26 protein-coding genes are annotated in these 23,337 nt (G+C 57.0%); 11 read left to right on the top strand and 15 right to left on the bottom strand.

Features of this window, described 5'->3' with window-relative positions; translation table 11 throughout:
* Positions 1–74: 74 nt before the first annotated feature.
* Positions 75–515 (top strand): multidrug/biocide efflux PACE transporter, encoded by a 441-nt coding sequence (locus NL64_RS16890; RefSeq protein WP_034149202.1) that lies wholly within the window; start codon positions 75–77, stop codon positions 513–515.
* Positions 516–666: 151 nt separating this feature from the next.
* Here NL64_RS16890 and NL64_RS16895 read toward each other — a convergent pair whose 3' ends face one another.
* Positions 667–2,280, bottom strand: a complete 1,614-nt coding sequence (locus NL64_RS16895; RefSeq protein WP_034149203.1) for an inorganic phosphate transporter — start codon at positions 2,278–2,280, stop codon at positions 667–669.
* 253 nt (positions 2,281–2,533) lie between these two features.
* On the bottom strand, positions 2,534–3,556 hold the full coding sequence (locus tag NL64_RS16900) for a transporter (protein ID WP_034149204.1): 1,023 nt from the start codon (positions 3,554–3,556) through the stop codon (positions 2,534–2,536).
* Between the two features lie 208 nt (positions 3,557–3,764).
* On the opposite strand from NL64_RS16900, the gene NL64_RS16905 reads away from it, so the two are divergent.
* Entirely contained in the window at positions 3,765–4,199 is a 435-nt protein-coding gene (locus NL64_RS16905; RefSeq protein WP_034149205.1) for a hypothetical protein, read from the top strand.
* Positions 4,200–4,262: 63 nt separating this feature from the next.
* Here the strand turns inward: NL64_RS16905 and NL64_RS16910 are convergent, their stop codons facing one another.
* Positions 4,263–4,568 (bottom strand): PepSY domain-containing protein, encoded by a 306-nt coding sequence (locus tag NL64_RS16910; RefSeq protein ID WP_034149206.1) that lies wholly within the window; start codon positions 4,566–4,568, stop codon positions 4,263–4,265.
* A gap of 186 nt (positions 4,569–4,754) precedes the next feature.
* Entirely contained in the window at positions 4,755–5,882 is a 1,128-nt protein-coding gene (locus tag NL64_RS16915; protein WP_034149207.1) for a glycerophosphodiester phosphodiesterase, read from the bottom strand.
* A 221-nt stretch (positions 5,883–6,103) separates the two neighbouring features.
* Between NL64_RS16915 and NL64_RS16920 the strand changes: the two genes are divergently transcribed.
* Entirely contained in the window at positions 6,104–6,430 is a 327-nt protein-coding gene (locus tag NL64_RS16920; protein ID WP_034149208.1) for a DUF2025 family protein, read from the top strand.
* Positions 6,431–6,568: 138 nt separating this feature from the next.
* Here the strand turns inward: NL64_RS16920 and NL64_RS16925 are convergent, their stop codons facing one another.
* Both NL64_RS16925 and NL64_RS16930 read right to left on the bottom strand, forming a co-directional pair.
* The gene (locus tag NL64_RS16925; protein ID WP_034149209.1) at positions 6,569–6,892 is read right to left on the bottom strand and encodes an antibiotic biosynthesis monooxygenase family protein; all 324 of its coding nucleotides are present in this window, start codon (positions 6,890–6,892) and stop codon (positions 6,569–6,571) included.
* On the bottom strand, positions 6,889–7,596 hold the full coding sequence (locus NL64_RS16930) for a CTP synthase C-terminal region-related (seleno)protein (protein WP_034149210.1): 708 nt from the start codon (positions 7,594–7,596) through the stop codon (positions 6,889–6,891). The genes NL64_RS16925 and NL64_RS16930 overlap by 4 nt, the downstream gene beginning before the upstream one ends.
* 15 nt (positions 7,597–7,611) lie before the next feature.
* Here NL64_RS16930 and NL64_RS16935 point away from each other — a divergent pair, with 15 nt between their 5' ends.
* Complete coding sequence (locus NL64_RS16935) at positions 7,612–8,553, top strand: LysR family transcriptional regulator (protein ID WP_080758003.1); 942 nt, start codon at positions 7,612–7,614, stop codon at positions 8,551–8,553.
* 6 nt (positions 8,554–8,559) lie between these two features.
* Here the strand turns inward: NL64_RS16935 and NL64_RS16940 are convergent, their stop codons facing one another.
* Together NL64_RS16940 and NL64_RS16945 are read right to left on the bottom strand one after the other, a co-directional pair.
* Positions 8,560–9,093: a DUF1003 domain-containing protein gene (locus tag NL64_RS16940; protein WP_034149212.1), complete on the bottom strand. Its 534-nt coding sequence runs from the start codon at positions 9,091–9,093 to the stop codon at positions 8,560–8,562.
* A gap of 114 nt (positions 9,094–9,207) precedes the next feature.
* Positions 9,208–9,819 carry a TetR/AcrR family transcriptional regulator gene (locus NL64_RS16945; protein ID WP_034149213.1) on the bottom strand — a complete coding sequence of 204 codons (612 nt, stop codon included), beginning with the start codon at positions 9,817–9,819 and terminating at the stop codon, positions 9,208–9,210.
* A gap of 213 nt (positions 9,820–10,032) precedes the next feature.
* On the opposite strand from NL64_RS16945, the gene NL64_RS16950 reads away from it, so the two are divergent.
* Positions 10,033–11,091, top strand: a complete 1,059-nt coding sequence (locus NL64_RS16950) for an MBL fold metallo-hydrolase (protein WP_034149214.1) — start codon at positions 10,033–10,035, stop codon at positions 11,089–11,091.
* A gap of 47 nt (positions 11,092–11,138) precedes the next feature.
* Here the strand turns inward: NL64_RS16950 and NL64_RS16955 are convergent, their stop codons facing one another.
* On the bottom strand, positions 11,139–11,456 hold the full coding sequence (locus tag NL64_RS16955) for an XRE family transcriptional regulator (protein WP_034149215.1): 318 nt from the start codon (positions 11,454–11,456) through the stop codon (positions 11,139–11,141).
* Positions 11,457–11,678: 222 nt separating this feature from the next.
* Between NL64_RS16955 and NL64_RS16960 the strand changes: the two genes are divergently transcribed.
* Both NL64_RS16960 and NL64_RS16965 read left to right on the top strand, forming a co-directional pair.
* Entirely contained in the window at positions 11,679–12,050 is a 372-nt protein-coding gene (locus NL64_RS16960; protein ID WP_034149216.1) for a hypothetical protein, read from the top strand.
* A 29-nt stretch (positions 12,051–12,079) separates the two neighbouring features.
* Positions 12,080–12,775, top strand: a complete 696-nt coding sequence (locus NL64_RS16965) for a DUF6933 domain-containing protein (protein WP_034149217.1) — start codon at positions 12,080–12,082, stop codon at positions 12,773–12,775.
* 30 nt (positions 12,776–12,805) lie between these two features.
* Here NL64_RS16965 and NL64_RS16970 read toward each other — a convergent pair whose 3' ends face one another.
* On the bottom strand, positions 12,806–13,774 hold the full coding sequence (locus NL64_RS16970) for a hypothetical protein (RefSeq protein ID WP_034149218.1): 969 nt from the start codon (positions 13,772–13,774) through the stop codon (positions 12,806–12,808).
* Between the two features lie 534 nt (positions 13,775–14,308).
* Here NL64_RS16970 and NL64_RS16975 point away from each other — a divergent pair.
* The 4 genes from NL64_RS16975 (at position 14,309) to NL64_RS16990 (ending at position 18,953) form a co-directional block, all read left to right on the top strand.
* Positions 14,309–15,163 (top strand): SH3 domain-containing protein, encoded by an 855-nt coding sequence (locus NL64_RS16975; RefSeq protein ID WP_034149219.1) that lies wholly within the window; start codon positions 14,309–14,311, stop codon positions 15,161–15,163.
* An 8-nt stretch (positions 15,164–15,171) separates the two neighbouring features.
* Positions 15,172–17,178: a hypothetical protein gene (locus NL64_RS16980; protein WP_034149220.1), complete on the top strand. Its 2,007-nt coding sequence runs from the start codon at positions 15,172–15,174 to the stop codon at positions 17,176–17,178.
* A 12-nt stretch (positions 17,179–17,190) separates the two neighbouring features.
* Positions 17,191–18,402 (top strand): hypothetical protein, encoded by a 1,212-nt coding sequence (locus NL64_RS16985; protein ID WP_034149221.1) that lies wholly within the window; start codon positions 17,191–17,193, stop codon positions 18,400–18,402.
* A 74-nt stretch (positions 18,403–18,476) separates the two neighbouring features.
* Complete coding sequence (locus tag NL64_RS16990; protein WP_052321259.1) at positions 18,477–18,953, top strand: hypothetical protein; 477 nt, start codon at positions 18,477–18,479, stop codon at positions 18,951–18,953.
* A gap of 138 nt (positions 18,954–19,091) precedes the next feature.
* On the opposite strand, the gene NL64_RS16995 is transcribed toward NL64_RS16990, so the two are convergent.
* From NL64_RS16995 to tnpC, 5 genes are all read right to left on the bottom strand, one after another.
* Complete coding sequence (locus NL64_RS16995; RefSeq protein ID WP_034149222.1) at positions 19,092–19,349, bottom strand: colicin E3-like toxin immunity protein; 258 nt, start codon at positions 19,347–19,349, stop codon at positions 19,092–19,094.
* Between the two features lie 13 nt (positions 19,350–19,362).
* Positions 19,363–19,614 carry a pyocin S6 family toxin immunity protein gene (locus NL64_RS17000; protein WP_034149223.1) on the bottom strand — a complete coding sequence of 84 codons (252 nt, stop codon included), beginning with the start codon at positions 19,612–19,614 and terminating at the stop codon, positions 19,363–19,365.
* A gap of 10 nt (positions 19,615–19,624) precedes the next feature.
* Positions 19,625–20,818 carry an S-type pyocin domain-containing protein gene (locus NL64_RS17005; protein WP_034149224.1) on the bottom strand — a complete coding sequence of 398 codons (1,194 nt, stop codon included), beginning with the start codon at positions 20,816–20,818 and terminating at the stop codon, positions 19,625–19,627.
* A 174-nt stretch (positions 20,819–20,992) separates the two neighbouring features.
* A complete protein-coding gene (locus tag NL64_RS17010) occupies positions 20,993–21,706 on the bottom strand; it encodes an HNH endonuclease (RefSeq protein WP_034149225.1) in 714 nt (237 codons plus the stop codon).
* A 698-nt stretch (positions 21,707–22,404) separates the two neighbouring features.
* The coding region (gene tnpC, locus NL64_RS30600) for an IS66 family transposase (RefSeq protein ID WP_034149226.1) at positions 22,405–23,337 on the bottom strand (933 nt) is incomplete at its 5' end.

A 23,337-nucleotide genomic window follows, 5' to 3' on the forward strand; every position in this document is an offset into this window, starting at 1 on the left:
GGTTATGAAGTATCGGTGTGCTGGAGGATCATGGCAACCATCGTCGCCCACATCGACAATCCGGGAGTCAGGCCATGAGTGCCAACAAATCCATCATTGAACGTATTTTTCAGGCTATCGGTTTCGAACTGCTGGCCATTCTCATCTGTACCCCGTTGCTGGCCTGGATCATGGACAGGCCGATGCTCGAAATGGGCGCCGTCACCGTTGTCATGGCAGCCTTGGCCCTGGCGTGGAATGTGGTGTTCAACGGCTTTTTCGACCGGATGCTCAAGCGCTTTGCCATTGTGCATAACGCGTGGGTGCGCGTAGTGCATGCGCTGTTGTTCGAAGGTGGGCTGGTCGCATTGGGCGTGCCGCTGATTGCCTGGTGGCTGAATGTCAGCCTGTGGCAGGCGTTCCTGCTGGATATCGGCGTGCTGCTGTTTTTCCTGCCGTACACCTACGTTTACCACTGGGTATATGACGTGGTGCGCGAGCGGGTGGTGATGCGTTACGAGTCCTGCCCGGAGTAAAAGCAAAGATCGCAGCCTGCGGCAGCTCCTATAGAGGATTATGTGTACTCAATCCCCTGTTGGAGCTGCCGCAGGCTGCGATCTTTTGATCTTCAGAGTTTTACAAAAACATCCCCCCGACGCTCGCCCCCACAATTTTTTATGCGGTGCATCAGAAAATCTGGGTAAACAACCAATACAAACTCCCCGACAACACAATCGCCGCCGGCAAGGTCAGGACCCAAGCCATCAGCAGGTTGCGGATGGTCTTCATCTGCAAACCGCCGCCATTGGCGACCATGGTCCCGGCCACGCCTGAAGACAACACGTGCGTGGTCGACACCGGCAAGCCGAACATATCGGCGGCGCCGATGGTCAGCATGGCCACGGTTTCCGCCGAGGCGCCCTGGGCGTAGGTCAGGTGAGTCTTGCCGATCTTCTCGCCGACCGTCACCACGATGCGCTTCCAGCCAACCATGGTGCCCAGCCCCAAAGCGATGGCCACGGCGATCTTCACCCACAACGGAATGAAGCGCGTGGAACTGTCGATCTGTTGCTTGAACAATTGCAGCTTGTCGGTGGTGTCGGCGTCAAAGTTGCCGACCTTGTTCTTGTCCATCAGGCGAATGGTTTCGCTGGTCAGGTACATGTCGTTACGCACGTTGCCCACGGCCTCGGCCGGGACTTTCGACAGCGAACCATAGCCCTTGACCTCGGCGCCAATGCTGCCGGTCAGCGCGGCGAGGGCCGGCACCAATTGAGGCGTCGCTTCCTTGCTGCGTACGTATTCGGAAAGGATCGCTCGCGGATCGCCCGACGCCGGCAGTGGCGCACTTTTCACCAGCGCTTGCTGAGTGACTTCAGCCACCGCAGCAAATTGCAAAGCCTGGTCCGCTGGCATGGTGCGGTTTAGCGCGTAAGCCATCGGCAGGGTGCCAACCAGGATCAGCATGATCAGGCCCATGCCCTTTTGGCCGTCGTTGGAACCGTGGGCGAAGGACACACCGGTGCAGGTCAGGATCAGCATGCCGCGAATCCACCAGGGCGGCGGCGTGTTGCCCTTCGGTTCCTTGTACAACGCACGGTTCTTGACGAAGGCGCGCAGGGCCAGCAGCAACAGCGCCGCACAACCAAAACCGACCAACGGCGAGAGCAGCAGCGCATAACCGACCTTGGTTGCTTGAGCCCAGTCGACGCCGCTGGTGCCATCGCGGCCGTGCATCAGCGCGTTGGCGATGCCGACGCCGATGATCGAACCGATCAGGGTGTGCGAGGACGACGCCGGCAGGCCCAGCCACCAGGTGCCGAGGTTCCACAGGATGGCGGCGATCAGCAGGGCAAAGATCATCGCGAAACCGGCGGATGAACCGACTTGCAGAATCAGCTCCACCGGCAGCAACGCGATGATGCCGAAGGCTACTGCGCCACTCGATAGCAACACGCCAAGGAAGTTGAAGAAACCCGACCAGACCACGGCAAAGTTCGGTGGCAGTGAGTGGGTGTAAATCACCGTGGCGACGGCGTTGGCGGTGTCGTGGAAGCCGTTGACGAATTCGAAGCCAAGGGCAATCAGCAGCGCCACGCCCAACAGCAGAAACGGTGTCCAGGTGGTCACCACCGTGCCGAGTTCGTTCATGTCGCGCATCAGGCTATAGGCGGTGAACAACAGCCCCATGGCCAGTACGGCAAAAAACACAACGAGCGTGAGCAGGCTGGGTTTTTTATCGAGTTGCGGTTTGCCACTACTGACGGGCGCCTGGGCGGCGGTGAAGGAGGGCGTAGCCATGCCGGACATTCCTGAGGAGGGAAGGAGTGTCGCTCATGATCGTTGCCAAATATTACAGGGAGACTGCCCTGGGTCAGTGTTTGCGGTTTTTACCTGATCCATTGATCTGAAATGAAGAACCTGTGGCGAGGGAGCTTGCTCCCGCTGGGGTGCGAAGCGCCCCCGTTCGTTCAGCTGCGCCGCATGTTCAGGCCTTGCGACTGCTGCGCAGCCGAGCGGGAGCAAGCTCCCTCGCCACAGTGGTTGGAGTGAATCAATAATCCTGCCGCTTACGAAACGCCCACCGCCCCGCAATCACCGTAAACGTCGCCACCAGTGCTACCAGAATCCAGAACCCTTCCGGATCCTGCGAAAGCGGAACCCCACCAACGTTCATGCCAAAGAAACCGGCGATGATGTTGATCGGCAGCGCCAACACCGTCACCACGGTCAGGGTAAACAACGTGCGGTTGCTCTGTTCGTTGAGGTTGGCGGCGATCTCTTCCTGCAACAATTTGATCCGCTCACCCAATGCCGTGAGGTCGTTGATGATCAGCGCGAACTCCTCGGTGGATTTGCGCAACTCCTTCACGTCTTCCTTTTGCAACCACGGCGGCGGTCGATTCAGCAGCCGCAGCAACGAACCCGGCTCCAACGCCAGCAGCCGTTGCAAGCGCACCAGCACCCGACGATTGGCCCCGAGTTCGGCGCGGTTGGTCGACAGTCGCGAGGACAGCAATTCATCTTCGACCTGATCGACGCTGAGGCTGGTCTTGCGCACGATCTGGGTCAGCACTTCGCCCTGATCGCGCAGCAAATGCACCAACAGTTCCAATGGTGAACGAAAGCGTTCGCCGGCCTTTACCGACGAGCGCAACTTATCCACCGAGTGCAGCGGTTGCAGGCGTGCGCTGATGATCAGCCGACTGCGCACGCACACCCACAGCGTCGACACATCCGACGAGACCATGCTGCTGAGGTTGAACACCACATCGTTGACCACCGCCAGCAGCGCCGAGTCGACATGCTCGATGCGCGTCGACCGCGAACCTTCATGCAAGGCTTCAAAAAACTCGTCGGGCAATTCCAGATGGCTTTTCATCCAGCGCTCGCACGCGGCGTGGGCGAGGTTGAGGTGCAACCAGAGAAACTGCTCGTCGTCTTCCGGTTGTTGCAGGCAGCGCAACGCCCTGGCCGAGTCGATTTCCTGACCGCGCTCACCGGGGCGAAAACTGAAACCGTAAAGCAAGCCGAACAGATCCGGATCGCGATGGCTGTGATCGATGCTGTGGTTCATGAGAGCTCGCAAAGAGAGGCGCCTGTCGCGGGTTTTACAGGTTTACGTGAGCCGCATCATCGCAAGGCTGTTTGACCGTTTTGTGACGGTTTGTTGAATGGCTGCGGTGTTTGTATCCGGGCTGAGGCCGAGTCGATACACAGTCGATCTCAATTGCTGGCCTGGGCTGTCGATGATGGGGTTACTTCGAACTACATTGGATAACCCCATGGTCAGCATCTCGTCCGTTACGATCACGCAGCCTTTGTCGACTGCCTCGACCAGCGCAAACAGCACTGAAGACACTTCCGCGGCGGCAACGGCGTCGGCGTCGACATCGACCGACGACACCAAGGTTTCCGCTGGTGGCGCGCCTGCGTCGGGTGACAGCAGTTCCAGCAGCAGCGAAGAATCCGATTCGGTGAAGGAACTGCGCAAGCAGATCGCCGAGTTGCAAAAGCAGTTGCAGGAACAACAGCAACAACTGCAAGAGGCCCAGGCCAAACAGGAAAGCGCCGATGCCAAGGCAGCCGACGTGGCGGCGGCTCAATCGCAGATATCGGCGACCTCGGCCTCGTTGCAAACGGCCACCGCGTCGCTGTTGCAAGCGTTGCTGGACGAGGGCGGTAGCACGTCGGGTTCGCTGGTCAGCACTTCGGCCTGATCAATCACCCAGACGCAAAAAAGCCGCACGATCGTTAAATCGTGCGGCTTTTTGCTGTGCGTATCAGTCGTCTTTTTTATTCTTCAGGACTTCGCCGGTGGCGGCGTTCAAATCCACGTCCCATTCAACGTTTTTCGCGTCACGCAATTCCACTTCGTATTCGTAACCGTTGAAGTGGTTGTCCAGGTCGCTGTCGGTAATCGTGGCACCCGGATGCAGTTTTAGAACGATCTGGTTCAGTTCTTCCAATGGCTTGATCTTGCCATCCTTGACCAACTGAGGGATCTGGTCGACAGGCACATCAGCCTGGGCCAAACCAGCGGTAAGAGTCAGAGCAGCAGCGGCGAACAGGGCAGTCAACGTTTTCATGAGCTTCTTTCCTTGGGTGAGCTGTTTAAGTGGGATCAGATTAACTGTGGCAACTTAATTCAGGCTTAATTCACAAACATCGCTGGCAAGCCAGCTCCTACAGGACTGAGTTGTTCACAACGCTTGCGAACTACACCACTCTGTAGGAGCTGGCTTGCCAGCGATGCAGACACCTCGGTCCCTGAATCAATACCCATTATTCTTCAACACCTGATCAACACTCGCCGCCGCCGGGCGTTTATAGAACTTCAACAGCTCGCTGGCGCGGTTGGTAAAGATGCCATCAACCCCGGCATCCATGACCTTCTGGAAATCCACCGCCTCGTCGATGGTGTAGACGTGCACCAACAGGCCCTGGTCATGGGTGTATTGGTTCATCCACGGCTTCACCAGATCCGCGTAACTCTGATCACCACCCTTCGTCAATGCGGCGGAAGGGCCGGTGCCGACTGCGCCCTGGACCTTGGCATAGTCGACCCAACGCTGGAATTCGGCTTTGTCTTTCGGTTGCTGTTTGGCGTAGTAAGCGGCTTTGTCTTTCTCACCGGACTCGGCAAATGTCACTTTCGAAGCAGGCTCGATGTTGCCTTCGCCGACCCACAGCAACAGGATTTTCGGCACCTGCGGCATTTCCTTTTCCAGCAATTCGAGGCTGCTCTTTTCGAAGGTTTGCAGAATCACCTTGCCAGGGCCTTGGCCCACCGCCAGCTCGCTTTTCGCCATTTTCGACCCTGCGGGACTCAGCCAGCCACGGTCCTGCAGTTTGTCCTTGAGGTCGCGTTCGATGCCGGGGAATTGCTTTGGCTCCTTGGTTTCGATGTACAGACCGGGCTTGTGCAGCGGGTTGCCCTGGGCGATGTCGATGATTTCATCGAGGGTGAGGATCTTCAGGCCGACAAACCCGGGTCGCGCGCGATCGGGGTAAGCCGCGTTGAACCAACTGCCGGCATCGAGGGATTTCAGTTCGGCGATGGTGAAGGCATTCGCGGGGCTGTCTTTGCGCTCAGGGAATTTGCTGGCGACGTCGGTGGTGCGTTGCAGGTTGTTATCGTGCAGGGCGAACAGCACGCCATCCTTGCTGCGTTGCAGGTCCAATTCCAGATAGTCGGCGCCCAGGTCGCGTGCGGCTTTGTAGGCGGCGGCGGTGGATTCCGGTGCATCGAAAGACGCACCACGGTGGGCGATTACTGCCGGGTGCGGGATGCCCAAACGGGTCGCCAATGCCGTGGGGCTTGGCTCGCTGGCCGCGTGGGCTTGGCCAACGGCAAGCAGCAGACTCAACAGCAGGGCGCTTTTGCTAAAGGTTGCAGGCATGGTCGAGATCCTTTCGCGATGGCTATTCAAAGACGTCTCTTTTAGCAACTGAACGTTGCAGGCGCTATCACCAGACCGACCTACACGTGTTTAAAGCTGAATTTATCAACACTTTTGTGCGGTGCTTTGCAGTACTCTTGGCCCCGGCAATTTCCCCGGCAGAGGGAAATCCATTCGCTGGCCTTGCGTGTAAACCCTCGATCACTTTTTGTGAGGTTTCCATGCGCATCACGTCGCAACTCATCTGCCAGGCTGCCGACCATCTCAAAGGCTTCGTCGGCCTCAATCGCAAGACCGGCCATTACATTGTCCGCTTCAGTGAAGATTCCTTCGGCATGGACGTGGCTGACGACGGCATCATCCCCACCAGCGAATTCGTCTGGGCCGCCGGTTCCGAACAGACCATGACCCTCAAGCGCGAGTTGATTCAGCTGTTGCTGGATCAGAACATCGACGACCGGATCAACATTACCGAACCGTTGCGGGTGTATATGAATCGGCGGGAGGTGCCGGAGATTTCGGCGGTGCGGAGTTTGCTGCGGGGCTGAGTTTTACGTTGCCCGTGCGGGCCTCATCGCGGGCAAGCCCGCTCCCACAGTGTTTGTGTGAAATGCAGATTCGGCGAATACCACAGACCTGTGGGAGCTGGCTTGCCAGCGATGGCGGTCTTGAGCAATCCACATCAACTAATGACTGAATCTGTAATCCCGCTCAACCCGGCAAACCCGGGTATGACAGCGCGCATACCACGTCGATCGTCCCCGCTCCCGAATCGTACTGTGCTCCGGATGCTGCTTCCACGCCAGAATCGCCGCCGCACTCACCCAATACGACACCGTAATTCCCAACCCATCATCGCCCCGCGCCGACTCCACGCCGAGGAACCCCGGTTGCTCTCGGGCCAGCTCCACCATCCGCGCCGCGGCTTCGGCGTAACCCTGGTCACCTTCCGTGCGCAGCGAGGTGAAGATCACCGCGTAATACGGCGCTGGCGGAGTATTGGCGCTCATGACGAGTGCTCCACGCAAGCTTCGACCAAGGCCCGCACCAACGGCGGCAAAGTACCCTTGAGCGCGGCGCGTTCTGGCTGGAACAGGGTGGCGACGAAGAACGGATGATCGCTGAGTTCCACCGCTCGCAAACCCTGTGCCGAATCCAGGCCGACGCTGTGCAGTTCATGTTTCAGCAACTCCCGTTCGAACTGCGGATTCACAGCGTAGCTGCAGCGATAGCCTTCGCGAATTTCGGAAGTTTCGTACGCCTGGGCCGTCAACGAACCCTCAAGCAAATGAATGTTGTCGACCGCCTCGACCAGCGAACAGGTCAGTGGCGTGAGTAGCACCCGGGCAGCATCGGGAGACGTCTCGCCGTGTTCAGCATCCGTCCAGCCCAGCACATTGCGGGCATATTCCAGTACCGCGTGTTGAAAGCCACCGCAGGTGCCGAGGAAAGGTCGCTTTTGCTCGCGGGCAAAACGGATCGCTCGCAACGCGCCGTCCATGTTGCGATAAGGGCTGGCGGGGACGCACCAGAAACCGTGGAACTCATCGAGTGGTGTGTCGGCGTTGATGCTCTCGGTCGCCAGCCATTGCCATTGCACACTCAGCCGCGTGTGTTCGGCGGCCATGCCTAGCGCCACGGGAATGGCCTGGTGGGCGGTGACCTGCGCGTCGTAGTCACCGATCAGGGCGATGCGGATGGTGCGGTTTTCCATGAGTGGTCTCTGCGCTTGTTGATTACTGACGCCCACTATAGATTGGCGTTCACGCACTCAATATTGGCGTTACTCCAAGTGATCAATGCAGCGACGCACTATCGACTGGACTATCCAGACCTGGCCCTGATTCTTGCGCTGGTGCGCGGCGGCTCTCTGGCTCGGGCTTCGCAGCTGTTGAGGGTGGACGTCTCGACGGTGTTTCGCGCCGTGCGTCGACTGGAGGCCGCGCTCGGTCAGCAACTGTTCGAAAAAAGCCGTGCCGGCTACCTGCCCACCTCCTTGGCGCAGACCTTGGCCGAACAGGCTGAGCGTGCCGAACTAGCGCTGGAAGCGGCGCGCATCGGCGTGGAGCAGGGCGGCGAAGTCATCAGCGGCACCGTGCGCCTGACCTGCACCGATTCGGTCCTGCAAGGTTTGCTGTTGCCGGCACTGGCGCAGTTCATGCCGAACTATCCGGCGCTGACCATTGAACTCAGCACCTCCAACGACTTCGCCAACCTCAGCCGTCGAGATGCCGACATCGCCCTGCGCTTGACCCGCACTCCGCCCGAGCATTTGGTGGGGCGACGTCTGGGGGATATTTCCTATCGCGTGTGCGCCAGTGCCGGTTATTTGAAGACGGTCGATACCCATGACCTGGCCGCACTTACCTGGATTGCCCCGGACGATTTCCTGCCTGATCACCCGACCATTGCCTGGCGCCGCCAAGCGTTTCCGGGCGTGACACCAGGCTATCGTTGCAACAGCATGCTCTCTGTCACGGAACTGGTGCGGGCCGGGCTGGGTGTGGCGGCGTTGCCGGACTTTTTGATCGGTGATGGATTACAGCCGTTGGGCGAGCCTCTGCACGGTTACGACACCGCGCTATGGCTGCTGACCCGCCCGGATTGCCGCGCCTTGCGTTCGGTGGTGACACTGTTTGACGAGTTAGGGCGGGCACTAAAACTGTCGTGAGCCTGCTCAGGCCTTTGGCTGATCCTTGCGCACGAAATGTTGATGCATCTCCGTCGTCAGGCTTTCGATGCGTTCGGTCAGTTCTTTGGTCATCTGTGTCAGGCGGGTGTTTTGCTGCAGCAACTCCAACAGTTGCGCGGTGTTCTGCGCGGCTTGGGCCTGCCGTTCAGTGTTGGCAACCGCCAGCGCTTCGCGGTGCTGCGCATCGGCTTCTGACTGCGCTTTGTCTCGCGCGGCCTGACGGGTCTGGGCCAGCAAAATCAACGGCGCGGCATACGCCGACTGCAAGCTGAACGCCAGGTTGAGCAGAATAAACGGGTAAACGTCGAAATGGGTAACGCCGGTGACGTTAAGGCACACCCACAGCAGCACAATCAGCGTCTGCGCCCCGAGAAAGGTCGGCGTGCCGAAGAACCGCGCAAAGGCTTCGGCGCGCAGGGCAAATTTGTCGGTGCTAAATGTCGGCGCCAGATGGGCGTGGGGACGATGGAAACGCAGATGGTCGACGGGTGCGGCGGTGTCGCGGGTCGGCGTGGTCATGGTGTTCTCAGCAGGACATTGGGACTGAGGCTCACTATAGCCCCGACGCCAGTTTCATTCTGAAACACATGTTCGCCGCTAACCACTGTTCGACAGGTCCGCCGAACTTGTCATTTATTGCAGCTGATAACAGGCCAGGAACATGTCTAGCGCGGACTCCACTACGGCGGCTTGCTCTTCGGCGGGCAAGCTCGGCCGGCCCATGGAAATCTGCGGCCAGAACGCGAAGGATTTAAGCAAACCCTGAACCTGTTGTGCCGCGAACTCCGGGGCGACCGCTTTCAATCGTCCATCCGCTTGGGCCGCACGAATCCAGACGGTCAGGCCCTCTTCGCGCTCACCCATTTTTGCAACCATGCTCTGGGCGCGCTCGGGAGAATGGATGGCTGCGGCGATGGCGACTCGCGCCAGGTCGAGAAGGTTTTCATCACTCAACATCTGTAGCTTTGCCGTCAGTTGCTGGCGCAATTGTTCGCGCAGAGGCCGATCGCTGCTGTAAGGCGTTTCCTCTTCTGCAGTCACCCGAATCCATAATTGATTAAGAATCTCGGCGAATAACTCTTCCTTGCTGGGGAAGTGGTTGTACACCGTGCGCTTCGACACGCCTGCAGTAGCGGCGATCTTGTCCATGCTGGTGATGTCGAAACCGTTGGCACGGAATTCGGCAATCGCCGCCTGAATGATGGCTTCGCGTTTTCGGTCGGTGAGGCGTTGTGGAGCTGTCATAAATACGCTTCGGCAGAAAAGTTAAAAATTACACTCGGCAGTTTACTTGCGAACGGCTTTGATGCAACCTTGGAACTACACTGTGCAGTGTAACGTTTTGTTAATGCGGCACAGTCAAAAATAGAGTTTCGGCTAATGCGTGCGTGCAACGGCCATACATCGTCCCAAAGCGGGAAATCGTGAGACGTGCGGTTTTCCTGGAGTCATTCAGTCATGGCCAATTCAACTTCCCCGGCGGATAACGCCTCTACGCCTGAAGCGTCCCTTCAGGTGGAAGGACTCTTCCGAAACCATGCCCCCGTCAAGCGTGAAGGCTTTCGTAAAACCTTGCGCATCCTGTGGAACGTCATCTTCCACAAACCTCACAACACCCGCCCCAGCGCCCCGGTGCCGGTACAACCCCTGACGCAGGCGGCGCTGATGGCCGCGCCGAACCACAGCGTCTACCGCCTCGGCCATTCCACGGTATTGCTGAAGCTACATGACAAGTTCTGGATCACCGACCCGGTGTTCGCCGAACGCGCATCGCCTGTGCAGTGGGCCGGCCCCAAGCGCTTTCACCAACCACCGATCAGCCTGGAAGAGTTGCCGCCGATTGAAGCCGTGATTCTTTCCCACGATCACTATGATCACCTCGATCATCAGGCTGTGCTGAAACTCGCTGACAAAACCAAATACTTCCTCACCCCGTTGGGCGTGGGCGATACCCTGATCAAGTGGGGCATCGATGCCAGCAAAGTTCGGCAACTGGATTGGTGGGAGGGCACCGAAGTCGATGGCATTCAGTTCATCGCCACCCCGTCGCAACACTTCTCCGGCCGCGGCCTGTTCGACGGCAACAGCACCCTCTGGGCCTCATGGGTGATGATCGACGGCGACACACGCATTTTCTTCAGCGGCGACAGCGGCTACTTCGACGGCTTCAAACGCATCGGCGAACAATACGGCCCGTTCGACCTGACCCTCATGGAAACCGGCGCCTACAACGTCGACTGGCCGCATGTGCACATGCAACCCGAACAAACCCTGCAAGCCCACATCGACCTCAAGGGCCGCTGGCTATTGCCGATCCACAACGGCACCTTCGACCTGTCGATGCACGCCTGGTACGAACCCTTCGACCGCATCCTCGCCTTGGCCTGGGAGCGAAACGTTTCGATCACCACGCCGCAGATGGGTGAAGCGTTCAACCTGATGCATCCGCAACGTGGTGGTGCGTGGTGGTTGGCGGTGGAAGGGGAGGGTGAACAGATCACAGTGCAGAATGCGTAATGCATTTCTAACGGGCCGCTTTTCATGAAGCGGCCCGTGCAAAGCCTTCACTCAACCATCGCAAAATCCGCCCGCCCCACTGGATTCGGCGTAGACCCTCTCAAATTCATCCCGCGCCCTGGCGCAAACCCCGGGAAGAACACCAACCCTTCCGATTCAAACCGATACGCAAGCGTCAACCGAGTGACATCCAGCACCTCACGCTCCGCTTCGAAGCGCTGAATGGCATCGACGGAAACCCCGGATTCCTGCGACAACTCTTCCACACACCAACCCAGCATCGCTCGGGCCTGGGCGCAGTGGGCCGGGGTGAATTGGAAGAGGGCGATACGTTCCAGGGTGATTTTCATCGCTTGAGAGGCCATGGGTGTTCTCCGGGCTCGAGAGTGTTGATTCAAAATATACTGTGTTTTTGTACAGTTGTTTTGAGCCGGGATCAAATTGATTTTTTTATTTTTGCTAATACGCAGACGGACGGCACCTGTCTGGCTACTTGCTGTATTTCGTCTCGATTTCGGGGTTGGTATGCGCGGTTTTTTCCGCAACAATCACGCGTCCAACATTCAAAACAAGTGCAGGAGGACACCATGGCGATAGCTGAAAGCGACTGGAAGAAATTCAAGACACTGCGCCAGATTGCGCTCGATCGTTTCTGCCAAGGTGTACTCGCCGATGCCAAGGCGATTACCCAACACGGTGCTCTCTCGGCTCACGCTCGGTACGGAATGCTTTACGGGCTGATCCAGGATCGAAACAAGGACATGGCCCGGGCCTTTGACCACAACAGCCAATCGCGCTCCAGTGCGCTCAGGGGGTTAGCTTTGATGGTCATGCATGATTTGCTGACTGATGCAGAGTTATCGATCCTCAGTGAAGATGCGCTGGACTACATCTCAGGTGTGGTGCGCCAGCCCTATGAGATGGTGTGGGTTGACGAACTCGAGCCACGGGACTGGTAGCCGCATCAGACTTCATCAAAGGACCCCGCATGTTGATCTTCAACTGTACCGAAGCAGCCAGCCAATTCTTCAGCCGCGTGCACAAGGGCAAGAAAATCACCCCGGTGGAAAAACCGCCATCATCCATTATCGAAGACGATGCGCCCGACGAGTCAGCAGAGCAGTGGCTGGTCCACGCGATCACCGTCCAGCGCAAGCACGTGCTGTTCGTCATCCACGTACAAACCCGTTACTGCATGATTTTCGCGGACGCGAAAAAAGCAGATATCGAAGGTTTCGTTCAACGTTTTACAGAGCGCTGGATAAATGGCCTGATCCGTCATGCCGGGCAATACGACATCCTTCGCTGGGTTGATGACGAGCCGATGATGGAGCGTTTTGTTGAAAATTGCGGCGACTACTTGTTTTACAAACGCGGTCATCGCGGAGCGCAAAAACATCTCAATGAAATTGCCTGGGTGTTTGAAGACTTCGCCGCCGAATGGGGCTCCTTACCCTCGGACGAGTTTTCGGCCGGCCGCTTCGATGGCGATATGAACGACGCTCCAAGGAGTAGCAAAGGGCACAAGGACTATTACTTCCCCGATGAGGAAATGATCGCCCACTGGTTGCGTCATTACGTGGGCCTCGATGAGCCTGGCGTCCGGGCCGCCCGTGAACGGCGCATGGAAGTGAAGCGGGAGATATGGAAACTCCAATATCAGCTTGATTACGACGCGCAATAAGCCGGTGCGATGACGCTGTGACCCCGTCTATTAATCTGCCAACCCCGTCGCCTCCCGCACAATAAAGTGATCCAGATTCTCAATATTCGCGCTAAAAACCCCGAACGTCTGCTCGGGGTTTTTCTTGCTCGGCACCTGCTTCAGCTCCGGCGTCACACCATAAAAGAAGCAATACAACTCCCGCCCACTCTCGATGGCATGCTTGATCTCCTCCAGGAACGCCTTGCGCTTGCGGTAGGTGTCGATCAGGTTCTTGCTCAGGTAAACATTGACTGAATACGGTTTCTTCTCGAACCAGACCTTCTTCTCGAAATCGATACGAAAGCTTTGGGTGTAATCCTTGATCTGCTTGACCTTGCCCCAGTAAATCAGCCCCTTATTGTCTTGCAGGTATTCGATCTTCTTGAAGAACGAAGCGTAGGGCGCAGTGTGCTCGCCGATCTTCAGCGGCATGCGCTTGAGCAGATCCTTATCCTCGAAGTTCGACACGAAACACTCCACCGGATGGGCGAAGATGCTGGTTTTGTCCGGTGCCGAATCGCGGCTTGGCTGCTCGACGGCAGTGGCGGCAGAAGGTGCTAAAGGCTCATGCCTTTGCGTATCGGGGGACGCCGCAGCGCTGGACGGCTTACGTACATACGCACGCCGGGTCAGCAACAATTCCGACGGAAAATGTTCCTCACGATTGTCATCCGTTTCCGCCCCGTCCAACTCCACACCCGAAGCCGGTGTCTTCAGGCTGACATACGTACAGCCCTCGACATGCCGTGTACTCGGCAAGTTCTTGAAATGCGGCGTGCGCACGTAGTTCACATTCTTGGCGTTGAACGTCCCCAGTTCATTCGCCGCATCGAACGCTAAACGACAGGCATCGTTAGGGCACTGGAAATGTTCCTTGGAGGAGTCGAACGCCATCGTCTCGTCGAAATTCAGATCGCGCACGTCATAGATCGACAGTTTGGCGTCGAGGCTGAGGCAGTAGGCGAGGTCGAATTTCATGGGCTATCAGGCTCTGAAGTGGATCGTTTTTATAGTCGTAAAGCATTCGCGCTGCACGGTTATTTCCACATTTTGAGTGGTGTGGCTCCAAGCAAGATGGCACTATGCTATATCTTTTTGCGCTGCCCCCTCATCATCCGGGGGCAGGCGTTCGAATTTCTGACAAGGACTCGTTGGATGCTAATCGCGCTCGTCGTTATGAACGCCATCTATTTGATCTGCAGCCTGCTGCTCATCCCCCTCCGAAACTCGCAAGTACGTGAGTTGCACAGCCAGCTCCCGCCAGTCACCCACATGTGGTCTTGATCGTCTCGGTTCCCGAGGCGCTGCGACGCCTGCCTGAGCGGATTGCAACCGTTTCGATCGGCATATTCCCTCGAGTGACTGGCCATCCAATTACCGGCAGCCCCGGGTACAGCGACCAATTGTGCTGACCACGTTTTCCCATCGGGCCATGCCTTCAGATTCAACGCTTTACAACATGACAAAGCCTCTGCTGAGAGCAGAGTGAACTTACACATAGGGAGAGTCACCGTGCGTAAAAAGCTTCTCGTTTCAGTGCTGGCATTGGCCATTGCAGCAAGCTCTGGCTGCGCCGAGTTGGGTATCAACAAGCAGCAAGCCGGTACTGCGGTCGGCGTCGTCGCTGGCGCGGTGGTAGGTCAATTCATTGGCAAAGGCAGCGGCAGGGTTGTCGCCACGCTGCTTGGTGGCGCCATCGGCGGTTTCGTCGGTAACAAGATCGGCGCAATGCTCGATGACCAGGATAAACAGGCACTGGCGCTTCGTACCCAGGAAGCTTTGAATTCGTCGGCAAGTACTACAGAACAACCTGTGACTTGGACTTCTGGCCACTCTGGTGCGTCTGCGCAGATCACTCAGGGCCAGGAGTACACGCAAACCAAGACGGTTGAAGTCAAACGTGCGCCGAAGATCGTTGCGGTTCCTTCGATGAAACTGCTCAACGAGCAGTACTTGACCAAAAGCAGCTCCAACGTCCGCTCTGCACCCGACAAAAACGCGGAAAAAGTGGGCGGTTTGAAACCGGGTACCGAGTTCACCGCTGTTGGCTCTACCGGCGACTGGATTCTTGTCGGCCGCAAGGGCGTGACCGTGGGTTACGTCAACAAGGACCTGGTCGAACCAAAATCTGCAGCGCTGGCGAAAAACCAGAAAACAGCGGTGAACCTGGACGAGATGAACGTCGCGGCTAACAAGGAAACCAAGGCCTTCGATCTGGATTCGATCCCGACGCTGCCCACTCAGCAGGTCGCTGCAGAAACCTCTTGCCGTCCCGTGACCGTGAGCCTGAAGGCGCCTGACGGTAACACCGAGGAAGAGAAAAACACCTTCTGCAAACAGGCCAATGGCACTTGGGAACTCATCTAAGGATCTCCATGAAAAACCGCGCAATCGTTCTAGTGGTGGCGGGGGCCTGTGGCATCGCACCGCAAGCGTTCTCCCACGAACTCGCTTTCTCTAAAACCGAACAGATTCACGTCGTCGTTGATGGAGACGCAACCACCTGGTGCAAACCTGAAGTGGCCATCACCATGCAGCGTCCCGCGTGGGATGACCAGAAGCCATTGAACACGCTTCTGAGCAAGCTGCCCTTCATTCTCGGCCAAGAGTGCCCGACGGCGAAGGTCACTTGGAAAGCTGTCGACGCGAAAGGGGCGGTTTTCGCCACTGGCGCGGGCAACGCAACCAACCTGGGGCTTGCCACGCTGACGGCACCGCCGGTAGCTCCAGCAGCACCAGCAACGCCGGCAGTTGTAGCAACAGCTCCTGCGGCAGTTGCACCGGCAGAGGCAAAGGTCGCTGTGGCCGCCCCAGCCCCGGCTCCAGTCGCCGCTGTGCCGGTTGAGCCTGTTGTGAGCGCACCTGTCGCGGTGTCCCCGGCTCCCGAGGCTGTACCGGTTCCGGTGGTGGCGCAACCGGCTCCAGCGCCAGTGGCTGTTCCTGCTCCTGTATCGGTGCAGCCTGCTGCTGTAGTTCAAGCGCCTACGGTGGCAGCGCCTGTCGCTCCCGCACCTGTTGCTACTGCACCCGCAGCCGAAGCTCCGAAGCCCGCTGCTCCAGCCGCTCCAGTCGCTCCAGTCGCTCCAGTCGCTCCACCGACTGCCGTTGCCGCGGTGCCAACTTCTGATTTTGGCCGTTCATTGGTCCTGGCCAACCAAAACCTGATCGGAATTACCGACGGTAGCGGATGCAAATGGTTGATCAGTAAATCGGTCATTGATGAAAGCGATCCAAGCCTGTCCTTCACGTCGACACCCGCAATGCCTTGCGGGGCATCCGGTTATGCCGAGGGTAGTTTTGACAAGTTGAAGTGGGCTGTCCCGAACACCTACCGCGGCGATACCTGGTCGAAAACCACCGTGCATCCAAGCGGCCTGATGTTCAACCCGGCAATCGCCCCCGCCGTGAAAGGAAAGGCGCTGTCCTTCTTGAGCCACAACGCCGATCAGGCGCTGTTTCAGGTGGGTGAACTTCCGGCACGCGGCATGAAGGTTTATCTGGCCTTCGAACGCCCTTCGTACCGCGTGCTGTCGCCGTTCGGCAACGACCCTTATTACGTGGTCATCACCGCGGACGAAGCATTTGCTCTCGATGCGGTCGAGTTGAAGCGTGCAGTCGTCGAGGTCTACCAACTGGTGAAGGCCACGTCACCAAGTACCGTCGGCCTGTCGAATCTGTTCTTCGCGAAAAACTTCCAAACGCTGTACCCAGTGGGTTACGCCTCCGAAACCAAGGACAATATTCTGCGCTCGCGCATGGGTGAAAATCGCGGCGAGTTCTACTTCGACGCCCGCCAAGGCACCAACTATGCCCTTCGACGTGAAGAGCTGCGCCTGAGAGAGGCACGCCGCCTGCAGCAACAAATGGCGGAGACGCACACTCGGGTACTCGATCGTTATGAGCAACTGAAAGCTGGCATGAAGGACTACAAGGGTCGCGAGGCGGAAGCCCTGGCACAGATGGCGGGCATCAAAGTTTCGTTCGGCTCGCCAATCGCCATGCTCAACCCATCGTCTTCAAAATCTGCTGTACCGATGATGATTCACGTCACGGGCAAGTCCGGCGACTTCTACGAGATCGACTTCCCGCGCAAGGGCCGGGTCCAGGCCGACGTCGAGCTGGAAAATCAGTGGTACGTGATGCCGGCGGCCAACATGACACCATACCTGCCATTGGAAGACGGTCGCGCTGTTCCTACCTTCCGTGTCTACCCGGTCGCGGATGCGCAAGCCTGTGAACAGGATCACTGCGCAGACAGGGTTTCCTTCGGCGCCGTCCTGGCCAAGGAATTCCCGAACGCCGGCATCGACTTCAGCTGGACTCCGGAAGTCTCCCAGCAGTATCTGGCTGCCTGGCAGCAAGCATCCGCCCAAATTCAGTAAGGCCTGGTCACTATGAAAACGATGAACAAGAAGCACATTCTCATCGCCGCTGCGATCGCAGGCGTTGCGATCATCGCTGGGGCCTCAATGCTGTCCAGCGCCGCAAAGAAGAAATCAATCAGTTACTACGAGGAACTCAAGCAGCAGTTTTTCCTCGATAACGTACTGAGCGAGGGCGAGATCTCCTACTCCTTCTGGTCCGGCAACGTCACGGTGGAGTCGCCAGAAATCCGCATGGTGGCTGCCCATACCAACGGAGCCGAGCAGTTCCTGAAGGGCATCGCGTCCATGCTGGGTGGAAAAGATGGCGGCGCGAGTGAAACCGGCCTGGCGGCCTGGTCGCGTTATTTGCTGGTGTCCACCACATCTGGAGGTAATGCAGGCGGTGTTTATCTGAAGGCCGACGCGCTCAAGGTCAGTCACTCCGGCGATAACAAAGACGGTGAGATTCATGTCCAGTTGTTGGGCATGGACATGAGCAACCCTTATCTGTCGCGCAAGGGCACGGACGTCGTCCTGGTGTCGGAAGTTGCTGATGAAATTCAGCCTCGCGTGGACATCGACCAGTACGGTGGCGTCGTTAAATCGAACTACTCGTGGGGCAGCAACATGGTCTCGCGCCTTCCGTTTACCGGTGCGTTTATCACCGGTGCAACCGGTGAGTTCGGTACCAAAGTGGACGTGGACTTCACCCTCAAGCGCTCTGACGACGGTGAAGGTTCGGTCAAGTTCGTGGTCGTGCATCGAGTTGATGGCAGCGAAACCGGACGGATTGTTCGTGAGGCCAAGTTCTCTTCGCTGGCAGAACTGGATGACGTCCAGGAACAACTCAAAGGGGCCCTGGGCGGATTCATCATGGGGGCTTTCAGTACTTCAATGGGCCAGACCGTATTCGCCGAAGCGGTGGGTAACTTTGCGCGCAAAACCAAAGTGGCCAGTTACTCACTGACTTACAAAGGCTTTGAGCAACTCAAGGATGGCTTCGACGAATACAAAGCGGCGACCAAGAGCCAGGACTTCGCCGGCTTCTGTCATGAAGCGGGCCTGTCTGATTACCAGAGCGACTTCGGCGCCAAAGCGAAAAATCACAGCGACTCGGAATGTGCGATTGCCGAGAAACTCGCCACCGACGGCAAATTTGTCGAGGACTACGAGTTCAAGGAGGACAAATCACTGTTCGCGGGATTGTTCGTCAGCAAAAGCTACACGCTAGAGACCAACTGATCTCCATCTCCCAACCAGGAGCCCGGCCTGCCGGGTTCCTCGGTCAACATCGTAAATAAAGGACAGGGCACTTCATGATGAATGCATCAAAATGGGCGATCAGCGCGCTGTGCGCAGCGCTGCTGGCGGGTTGCGGCTCCAGCACGGACAAGGCTGAAGAACTGGTAAAAGTCATGGGGCTGGACACCCAGTACAAGATGGTTGTTCAAGTCGCCACGGCAGGTTATTCGCAAAAGTATCACGATGTCCCTTCGACAAAGATCCGGGCCGTCATCGAAGAAAACATCCCCCAGGAACTGCTCAAAGACACACTGATCGAGGTCTACGCCGAACACTTCGACGCGGACGAACTTGAACTCATGATCAAGGCAAACAAAAATCCCGCCAACGCGATGGCAGTCATCATGAACTCCAAGGATGGAATGAACCTCGCGAAGAAGGCCATGGAAGTCCAGGCGGACTTGCAGCGCGATATGGCGAAGGCCTTTGAAGACCGCGACGAGGACATCATTGACGAGTTGGATGATTTGCAAGCGGAGGCTCGCGGCTGAACTGGTTGCGACAATGAGCCAGTGTCGGCGGGGCTTGCTTGCTATGGATGTTTCGTTCAATTTCCGATCCGGCACCGCCCGCAACAACACACCCCACTGTGGCGAGGGAGCTTGCTCCCGCTGGGCTGCGAAGCAGCCTCAAAACAATTTGTCCCGATAGATGAACGCCACTTGGTAGTCAAAGGCAGACAAGCGAATGATATGGAGGAAATGGGGTTGAAGCGAACTGACCCATTGAGAGCCAACGTCAAATCCACCGTTGTTTAGGTTGTTTTCGATTGGCATGCCAAATGCCTCGATCACCGAGCCATCATCGCCAAGATCTTGCGACAGTTCCTCTCCTTCGCCTAGCTCAGTTTCCTTGTCGTACCATTCAAGTCTTATTTTCAATCCCATAGCTCACCCTGTTTCATTGCTTGGCACAAGTTCCTATGAAGTACTCCAAGCCCGCAGGAAATCTAACGCCTAAAATTTCGGACAGTGCCATTACTTGAGACTCGTTCAAAAGTAACTCGCCTGGTTCCATTTCAGCGAGTGGCTTGGATTCAATGAGTTGAGCGACTTTTTCATTGAGTTCACTGCCATCAATGTCCAGTTCGAATTGTAAAGAATCGTCCTTCTTATCGTCCGGATGAAAGCCAGTGATTAATAGGTAGCGCATGTTTTACTCCTTAATTTCTTGAGGTTTTCCTACCCGGTTTCGCTGGTTTTGTTTGCTCGCCGGTAATGTGGTTGTATTCACCAAGGTGAATCCCCAGTTTGTCGTATTTTTCCACGGCATTACTTTTGTAGTCCCATTCATAAATTCGTCCCTTACGGTCAACCCAACGGGCGCGTTTCCTTCCTCCTCCTTGAACAGATGACTTTGATTTTGCTCGGACTGCATCGGGGAAAGCGGGTAGCGTTTTCGGGTGGTCATAATACGAGTGATCCCCGATTTGACTGACAACGATATAAACCGGCCTAACCCCAGACCCCACCGGAAACACAAGAATAAAATCCTTGTACTCAGGCGGATAGATCGGGTTCACGATGATGCTATCCGCCTGTTTCGTCGGCGGATAAACCCAGATGTGCGGCGCCTGCGGTGCAGTTTCAAGCTTAGGAATGCCGAGGATGTCGGAGCCGTCTTCGGCCGGGGTCCATATCAGTTCGATGCCTTGACCGAGGTCTGCGACGTAATGGCTCTCGCGCAAAGCGATCTGCACCACATCGACCATTTCCCAATCATTGTTTTTACCGGTGTAGAAGGCGTAGCCCTTGAGACTGCCGTCAGCCTGTTGTTCGATTTGCAGGCGCATTCGAGTGCGGGCCTGCTTGAGCGCACGTAGTTGGTCTTCGGTATAGAGGGCGCTGTCGCCAAGGCTGGACGTCCAGAACAGCGCAACTAAACCGACGAGTGTCTTGGCTCCGACCGCACCGAGTGTGCTCAAGGCTGGAGTTGCGATATTTGGGGTGCCAAGGGCCAGCCGACCGATGCCAAGCGAAAGCGTAGATCCGCTGATCGTTTGCAGATTCAGCAGACCGCCATCGTCGACCTCGCGAGCGCCGAGCCAGGCGATCTCGCCGTAGTCCTGCAGGCTGTCGGTGGGCACCATCCCCGAAGGATTGGAGTAGTTGATAACCGCGTCCGGCAAATTGCAGGACTTGGCGAAGACGCATCCGACTTGAACCGGTTTCTGTTCAACCTCGACAACCTGTCGCTTGCGCAGGTATTCGTCTTGCCTGGCGAGCATGGCCTCGTAGGCGTCCTGCCAAGCATCGCGCTCGGCCAGTTCGCTAGGCGTCATGAAGCGGTAGGTGACGTGATGGCCGTCACCGGAAGGCGGGTTCCTAAGCTGGGGAATGTCCTTGTTGTCAGCCACTGACTGTCCTTGTGCGTTCGTCCATCGGCGACCCTGTGAAAGGGCTGCGCGACGTTAGCGAACGGGACAAGGTGTGGCAGTAGGATGCTTCTTGAATGATGCTAGGAAATGTCTTTGTTTTTCAGGATTGTGGTGCGGGGTAAGCTCCCTCACCACAGAAGGCGATTCGCTCAGCTATTCGCGAACTAACCGTCCAATCTTTTTATAGAGCAACTCAGCGTATGCCTCACTGTCACTCGAATGATGGCAACGCCGATGGCAATTCGGGCACAGCGCTACGGCGTTGCTGACTTGATCCGAGCCTTTGTCGGCAAGCGGTTTAACGTGATGAACTTCCAGATAAGGTAAACCTAGCTTTTGGAACGGTGCGGGTTCGTCACAACCTTCGCAATGACCTTCGGCTTCATTTCGCACCCACGCTCGGACCTCGGGATCACGAACGTATGCCGAGCGAGAGCTCGCCACTCGCCTAGGCTTCTTAATGCCTTTTGGCGGTTCCTTTATCTTTTGTTTCTGAAGCACCGCGGCACGACGTTCCAGCGTTTCTTCATCAGCAGTCGGAGCAGTGGGGTCGCCAGGCTGAACGCCTCGTTCAGTGAGCGCGGCTCGAATTGATTGCTCAACGTTCGATCCGACGTTTTTGGCAGGCTTGTACCCCTTGATGAATTCTCGATCCATCTTCATTAGAACAGTAGAAATGTTCTGCATTCGGAATTCGACAGAGCCTTTGGTACGAGTGGGCAAGGCCGATTTCCGCAGAGCAAGATTCACTTCCGTCTTAACGAATTTCTGACCACTTAGCTCAAGTGCGAGCATCTTCAGATAGGCATCCACCGCAGCCTTAATCTCAGAAACGCTCCAGTCGCTGTCCTTTTTCTTTTCGCTCATACAATCGCCGAGAGATGAAAACCCTCGGACGATACTGAGTGGCCATTACGGCTGTCTACGGTAAGCGTCCGGCAAAGGCATCTGGCCCGAAGTCGGAAATTGGCGCAACAGCCGATAGCTTCCTGTAACCATCGCCACTTCTAGAGGGATGGTGCGCGCGCAAGATGATGGGGCCGCAGTGACAGGACCACCCTCAAAAATAATGGTGATCCGTATAATTACATTAGACGGGGATTTAAGAGGTTTCAGGTACAGCAGAGGCTATCGCTTCCGGCCGTCTTCCGTCGCAAATTTTCATAAATCTGGATCAGTTTTGCGAGTTTTGCCACCAAATGCGGAGCGACAACTCCCGAGTGAATTTGGAAGGGGCAGAATGGGGTGCGCTACGGGGATATATAGGGATAATCAGGGTGTGATGGGGTGTTACGGGGATTATTAGGGAAAATGGGGGGTATATCAGGGGGCGCTAACTCCAGGGTAACTACCGTTCCGCGGATTAAATGGGGGAAAATGGGGTGTTTGAGAGGGGGATACAGGGAGACTGCGGGATTTATAGGGTGTCTCGGGGCGCTAAAGGGCGGTACGTGGCGTAGATCTACCCCATTGCAACCAATGCTACGAAAAACCATGTTTTGTGGATGATTTTGGGACTATGCGCCGGAATATTCATAAACGCTCCACGACGCCACCTGATGTAATTACACCGGTTGCCACAGATGTGGCAGCAACGCCGCAATTTCACTCGCTCGCTGCGTAGGCAGCCGCGTCAGTACATCCTTCAGATAGGCGTAGGGATCATGTCCATTAAGCCGTGCTGACTGGATCAAACTCATGATCGCAGCCGCACGTTTGCCGCTGCGTAACGAGCCCGCGAAAAGCCAGTTTGAACGCCCGAGAGCCCATGGCCGGATTTGATTTTCACACCAGTTATTGTCGAGGGGTACCGCGCCGTCCTCGAGATATCGAGTCAACGCGGCCCAGCGTTTGAGGCTGTAATCCAGGGCTTTGGCAATGGCCGATCCCTCAGGCACAAGTTGTCGCTGGGCGATCATCCAGGTGTGCAGCGCCTCGATTATCGGGGCCGATTTTTCCTGCCGTATCCGTTGTCGAGCGTCAGGTTCCAGTTCGCGGACTTCGCGTTCTATCTCATAAAGCGCGGCGATGTAATGCAGCGCTTTTTCGGCGATCTGGCTCTTATTGGTCGCGTGCAAGTCGAAGAACTTACGGCGAGCATGGGCCATGCAGCCGATCTCTGTGACGCCCAGATCAAAGCTCGCCTTGTAACCGGCGAAGTCGTCGCAGACCAGCTTGCCGTTCCAGTTGTTCAGGAAGGTTCGGGCGTGTTCGCCGGCGCGGCTCGGGCTGAAGTCGTAAACGACTGCCGCCAAGTCGGCGAACTGACTGGTGGCGTAGGCCCAAATGTAGGCTCGGTGGGTCTTCTTGGCGCCCGGCGTCAGCATCTGTACCGGCGTTTCATCGGCGTGGATCACGCCATGCTCGAGCACTGCTTCGCGCAGCGCATCCACCAGTGGCTGTAGCTGCACGCCGCAGGCGCCAACCCATTGCGCCAAGGTCGAACGGGCGATCGCCAGACCGGCTCGGCCGAAAAATTTCTCTTGTCGATACAGCGG

This window comes from Pseudomonas fluorescens (assembly GCF_000802965.1).
Lineage (GTDB): Bacteria > Pseudomonadota > Gammaproteobacteria > Pseudomonadales > Pseudomonadaceae > Aquipseudomonas > Aquipseudomonas fluorescens_A.